Source organism: Pseudoduganella sp. RAF53_2, from assembly GCF_052113985.1.
Lineage (GTDB): Bacteria > Pseudomonadota > Gammaproteobacteria > Burkholderiales > Burkholderiaceae_D > Rugamonas.
Window position 1 is genome coordinate 1 of the sequence record NZ_JBFRDW010000420.1, and the last position, 5364, is coordinate 5364.

Sequence of the window (5364 nt, forward strand, 5' to 3'; positions counted from 1 at the left end):
TATCCGCTGCCTGCGAAGCCGGGTAGGTCAGGAAGCCGGCCGGAATATCGCGCTCGAAGCCGCGCAGCACGATTTCCTGCTTCACGGTCGGGTTGCGCTCCAGGCGCGCCACGGTCACCAGGTTGAGGTAATAGAAGGTCAGCTCAGCCAGTTCCGGAATTTGCGACTGGATCAGAATGGTCGACTTGGCCGGATCGATGCCGCAAGCCAGATAGTCCAGCGCCACTTCGACCACATTGCGGTGCACCTTGTTGGTGTCGTCCATATTGTCGGTCAGCGCCTGGGAGTCGGCCAGCATGATGAACTGCTTGTATTCATGCTGATAAGCCACGCGGTTGCGCAAGCTGCCGACGAAATGGCCGAGGTGCAGCGGACCGGTAGGACGGTCGCCGGTCAGGATCACGGCAGGAGAGGCGGAGGTTGCTGGCTGGCTCATAGGGTTCCTTCTGCTTGCCCCTATCCTTGCGCCATGAAAAACGCCACCTCAGGATAGGCGGCGTTGATATAAAAATCACATCACTTTTCAGTGGCCGCGCTATGTCAGCGGCGCCACCAATTCAGAGTCGAGCGATGTGACTGGATAATTTTCATCCCGCAATAATCACAGTTTGGCGGCAGCCTGTCAAGCCGAGGCGCCCAGCGAAGCCATGAGCTGATGCAGGCTGTCGATCTCGTAAGTTGGTTTGGCGGACGAGTCATTCGCGTGGCGGCCGGGGTTGTACCAGCAGCTTTCGATGCCGAACTGGTTACCGCCGAGGATGTCGGCGTCCAGGCGGTCGCCGATGATTACGGTGCTGTCCTTACTGAAGGATTTGGCGCGCTGCGTGGTGTATTCGAAAAAGCGGCTGTCCGGCTTGGCGTAGCCGCAGGCTTCCGAGGTGGCGACAAAGGAGATATGCGCGCCAAGGCCGGAATTATTAATGCGGCGCGACTGGATGGCTTCCACCCCATTGGTGATGATGCCCACTTCGCCAATGGCCGCCAGCTGCTCGCAAACCTGCATGGCGCCGTCGCACAGCACCACGGTTTCCGGCAAGGATTCCAGGTAGCGGTGGCTGGCCAGTTCGGGGTCGAGGTCTAACTGATGGGCGAGGAAAGTCCGGCGGAAGCGCTCCACCTTGACGATGTCCTTGGAAACGCGGCCCTGCTCGAAGGCGCGCCACAGCTCCGTATTGATGACCTGGTAGTCGTCGAAGATATCGGCGATATCTCCGGCGAGGCCCATGTCCCGCAAGGTGCGCTCGAACGAGCGCTTTTCGGAAGTCTTGAAGTCCAGCAGCGTGTCGTCGAGATCAAACAGGAACAGGGTGTGCTTCATTTTGCGTCACTAAGGCAGATCCGGACCGGGCATCATAGCATCCGGTCCGGATTTGCGTTTAGCGGCGCGTTGGATCGTTGGGGTGATCGTCGTAGCGGTTCGGCACGCCGTCGCGGTCACGGTCGCCGCGCGCCCAGTTGCCACGGGTGAATTCCCAGCGGCCATTGTTTTCCTTCCATGCCGGTTCGCGCCAGTAATAGCCATGGCGCTCGCGGACGTATTTACCGTGCGTCCACACATAGCGATGGCCGTTATAACGCCAGTAGCCCGGCGTCCAGACGTAGCCTTCGCGGGCGGCCGGCACCACTTCATCGCGCATCGGCGGCGGGGCGGTACGCACCACCAGAACGTCTGCGCTGGCAGCCAGCGGAAGGGCAGCCGAGCCCAGGGAAGCAGCCGCCATGGCGGCGAGCAGTAGTTTCTTCATGATTATTCCTCCTCAACAGAGTAGTGGCTTCCATATTGCCTCCATACGGCTGACTGGTCTGTGCGCTCACTCTCTTACCGCAGGGAATGGCTTTTCAAGTAATATTGTTTTTTTTGCCGGTCTGGAGAAACTCATGCGCGCCCCGATTGCTCTGCTGTCCCTTCTGATCTCTTCCGCCTTTGCCCAGACGACGCCGCCGATGGCGCCCGATATTGGCCCATCCTTTGAAGCGCCGGACTCCGCCAACGATTACATCAAGCGCGATGTCATGATCCCCATGCGCGACGGGGTCAAGCTGCATACCGTGATCGTGATTCCGAAGGGCGCCAGGCATGCACCGATCATGCTGACCCGCACACCGTACAACGCGTCCGGCCGCGCTCAGCGCAACCACAGCTCGCRTATGGAGTCCATTCTGGCGCAAGGCGACGAAGTGCTGGTGGGTGAGGGCTATATCCGCGTGTTCCAGGACATCCGCGGCAAGTACGGCTCGGAAGGCGATTATGTGATGACCCGCCCGGTGCGCGGCCCGCTCAACGATAGCAAGATCGATCATGGCACGGACGCATGGGACACCATCGACTGGCTGGTGAAGAACGTGCCCGAATCGAACGGCAAAGTCGGCATGATCGGCTCCTCGTACGAAGGCTTTACCGTGCTGATGGCATTGACTGATCCGCATCCGGCGCTGAAAGTGGCGGTGCCGATGAGCGCCATGGTCGATGGCTGGCGCGGCGACGACTGGTTCCACAACGGCGCTTTCCGCCTGCCGACGCTGGACTATATCGCGAGCCAGACCACGGCACGCGGCCGCGGCGAACCGCTGCCGACCGGCGTGTACGACGATTACGAAGGCGCACTGCGCGAAGGTTCGGTTGCCAGCTACGCTCACCGATTTGGCCTGGATCAGCTGAATTTCACGAAGAAGCTGTTCGAGCATCCGGCTTACGACAGCTACTGGCAGGAGCAGKCGCTGGACCGCATCCTTGGCAAGCGCAAGATCAGTGTGCCGACCATGCACGTGGTGGGCCAGTGGGACCAGGAAGATATCTACGGCACCTACAAGACCTATGCCGAGCTGGAAAAACAGGACAGCACCAACAAGCTGAATTACCTGGTGGTCGGCCCATGGCGCCATAGCGGCGTCAATTACGACGGCTACAACCTCGGGCCGATCAAGTTCACCGGGGACACCGCGCTCGAATTCCGCCGCGACATCATGCAGCCTTTCCTCGACCAGTACCTGAAGGATGGCGCCCCCGTGGCTGATACGCCTCCCGTGCTGGTGTATCAGAGCGGGACCAATCACTGGCAGCGTCTGGCCAAGTGGCCGCTGTCGTGCGAAAAAGGCTGCGAGTCCGCGCCAAAGATGGCTTACCTTCAGGGCGACTTCAAACTGGCCTTCGATGCGCCAAAGGGCGAGGCTTACGATGAGTATGTGGCCGATCCCGCCAAGCCGGTGCCGTTCGTGCCACGCCCTGTGCGCATGGGGGATGCGAATGTGTGGCGCCCATGGCTGGTGCATGACCAGCGCTTTGTCGCGGACCGCCCGGATGTGCTGAGCTATGTCAGCGAGCCGCTGAAGGCGCCGCTGGTGCTGTCCGGCGCGCCACAGGTGAAGCTGTTCGCCTCGACCAGTGGCACGGATGCCGACTGGGTGGTGAAGGTGATCGATGTATATCCGGATGAAGTGCCGTCACAGCCGGAACTGGGCGGCTACCAGTTGCCGCTGTCGATGGACATTCTGCGTGGCCGCTACCGCGACAGCTTCGAAAAGCCGGCCGCGATCCCGGCCAACAAGGTGGAACAGTACAGCTTTGCGCTGCCGCCGATCAGCCACGTGGTGCTGCCGGGGCACCGTGTGATGGTGCAGATCCAGTCGTCCTGGTTCCCGCTCTACGACCGCAATCCGCAGAGCTATGTGCCGAACATCTTCTACGCCAAGCCAGGCGACTACAAAAAGGCCACGCAGCGCGTGTATCACGGCGGTGTCCACAGCAGCGCCATCGAGCTGCCCGTGGTGAGCACTACTGGTAAGTGACGTAGGCCGCTTCCGGCTCTGTGGGCTGGCCGAGGAGGGCGCGCATCTCGCGCGCTTCCTCGACCGGGGTGCGGCCGAAGAAGCGCTTGAATTCGCGGCTGAACTGCGAGCTGCTTTCATAGCCCACGCGGCTGGACGCAGCGGCTGCGCTCAGGCCATTCTGGGCCATCAGCAGGCGCGCCTTGTGCAGGCGGGTCGTCTTCAGATACTGGATCGGCGAGGTCATCGTCACGGCCTTGAAGCTGGCGTGGAAGGCGGCCATGCTCATGCCGGCTTCGTCGGCCAGCTGGGCGACGTCGATCGGCTGGTTGAAGTCCACGTGGATGCGGCGTAGTGCCTTGCCAATCTTGCCGAACTGGCTGTGATGGGTCAGCGCGGCGCGCAGCGAGCCGCCGAGACGGCTGGTCAGCACGTGATAAATGATCTCGCGCACGATGCCGGGGCCGAGCAGGCGCGCTTCGACCGGCGAGGCCATCGCTTCCAGGAAGCGCAGCACGGCGTTCGACATCTTGTCGTCCATGGGCGAAGCCACGATGCCTTGCGGCGCGGCGGCGATCGGCACATTGGCTTCGTCCAGCGCCATCGCCACTTCCGCCGTGGTCTGCAAATCGACGGGGATGTTCATACCCAGCAGCGGCTCGGCGGCGCTGGCTTCCGTCTCGACTTCAAACGGCAGCGGCAGAGCCAGGACCAGGAACTGCTGCGCATCATAAAAGAACGAACTGTCGGCTAGATAGCCGCGTTTGCGGCCCTGGACCAGAATACCGATCGACGGCTCCACCATGACCGGATGGCGGGCCACCGGCGTGCTGGCGCGCACGAAGCGCACGCCCGGCATGGCCGGATGCTGATTCATGCCTTCATTCGGCGTCAGCTGTTCTACCAGCTGCACCATGCGCGCGCGGCGCAACGCTGTTGCTGCATCTTCCATTTCTGCTTCCTTATAGATTCAGGCAGTCATTTTGCGCTTAAATTGCCGGGTTTTGTACGCTGGAAGAGGATTAGGCAAGGATCAAATAGTTTCTGACATGAAGATTGCTGCGCTGCGGCCTACACTGCATGGGGTTGGAAATCTTAGCGGGAGGGCAGCATGAATTCGAAAGTAATCCTGATCAGCAGCGCGTCGACCAGCGTAGGCGCGGCGACAGCGCGCAAGCTGGCCAAGGCCGGACATCAGCTGGTGCTGGGCGCATGCCATGAGCAATGCGTGGCGCCGCTGGCGGAGGAGCTGCGCGCGCAGGGCGCCGAGGTGGATGTGCAGGTCCTCGATGTCACCGATGCGGACGATTTCCAGACTTTCGTGCTGGCTGCCCACCGCCGCTATGAGCGTATCGACGTGCTGGTGAATAACGCCGAAGTGATGGCGCTGTCGCGGCTCGATGCGATGAAGATCCGCGAGTGGGACCGCATGATCGACGTGAATCTGCGCGGCGCGCTGAATGGCATCGCCGCGGTGCTGCCGCTGATGCAGGTGGCGCGCTCGGGACAGATCATCAACCTGGCGGCTTTGACGCCGGTTGGTCCGACCGCCAGCGTGTATTCGGCCACCAAGTACGCGCTGGCGGCGATTTCGGAAGG

Annotated in this window: 5 protein-coding genes and 1 pseudogene; 2 read left to right on the top strand and 4 right to left on the bottom strand. The window is 61.7% G+C overall.

Annotated elements, in window-relative coordinates; genetic code table 11:
- The 3 genes and pseudogenes from AB4Z11_RS21725 to AB4Z11_RS21735 form a co-directional block, all read right to left on the bottom strand.
- Positions 1-436, bottom strand: a pseudogene (locus tag AB4Z11_RS21725) (tryptophan--tRNA ligase); the annotation flags it as partial.
- A 186-nt stretch (positions 437-622) separates the two neighbouring features.
- The gene (locus AB4Z11_RS21730; RefSeq protein WP_442027608.1) at positions 623-1318 is read right to left on the bottom strand and encodes a YjjG family noncanonical pyrimidine nucleotidase; all 696 of its coding nucleotides are present in this window, start codon (positions 1316-1318) and stop codon (positions 623-625) included.
- 58 nt (positions 1319-1376) lie between these two features.
- Complete coding sequence (locus tag AB4Z11_RS21735) at positions 1377-1745, bottom strand: YXWGXW repeat-containing protein (protein WP_442027610.1); 369 nt, start codon at positions 1743-1745, stop codon at positions 1377-1379.
- Between the two features lie 133 nt (positions 1746-1878).
- On the opposite strand from AB4Z11_RS21735, the gene AB4Z11_RS21740 reads away from it, so the two are divergent.
- A complete protein-coding gene (locus tag AB4Z11_RS21740; RefSeq protein ID WP_442027611.1) occupies positions 1879-3786 on the top strand; it encodes a CocE/NonD family hydrolase in 1908 nt (635 codons plus the stop codon).
- Here AB4Z11_RS21740 and AB4Z11_RS21745 read toward each other — a convergent pair.
- Positions 3773-4717, bottom strand: a complete 945-nt coding sequence (locus AB4Z11_RS21745) for an AraC family transcriptional regulator (protein ID WP_442027612.1) — start codon at positions 4715-4717, stop codon at positions 3773-3775. The two genes, AB4Z11_RS21740 and AB4Z11_RS21745, sit on opposite strands and share 14 nt — an antisense overlap.
- A gap of 159 nt (positions 4718-4876) precedes the next feature.
- On the opposite strand from AB4Z11_RS21745, the gene AB4Z11_RS21750 reads away from it, so the two are divergent.
- The coding region (locus AB4Z11_RS21750; RefSeq protein ID WP_442027613.1) for an SDR family oxidoreductase at positions 4877-5364 on the top strand (488 nt) is incomplete at its 3' end.

Excerpts from the sequence above, each read along its gene's own strand:
- AB4Z11_RS21730 (WP_442027608.1), bottom strand. The coding sequence starts at position 1,318 with ATGAAGCACACCCTGTTCCTGTTTGATCTCGACGACACGCTGCTGGAC.
- AB4Z11_RS21745 (WP_442027612.1), bottom strand. The coding sequence starts at position 4,717 with ATGGAAGATGCAGCAACAGCGTTGCGCCGCGCGCGCATGGTGCAGCTG.
- AB4Z11_RS21735 (WP_442027610.1), bottom strand. The coding sequence starts at position 1,745 with ATGAAGAAACTACTGCTCGCCGCCATGGCGGCTGCTTCCCTGGGCTCG.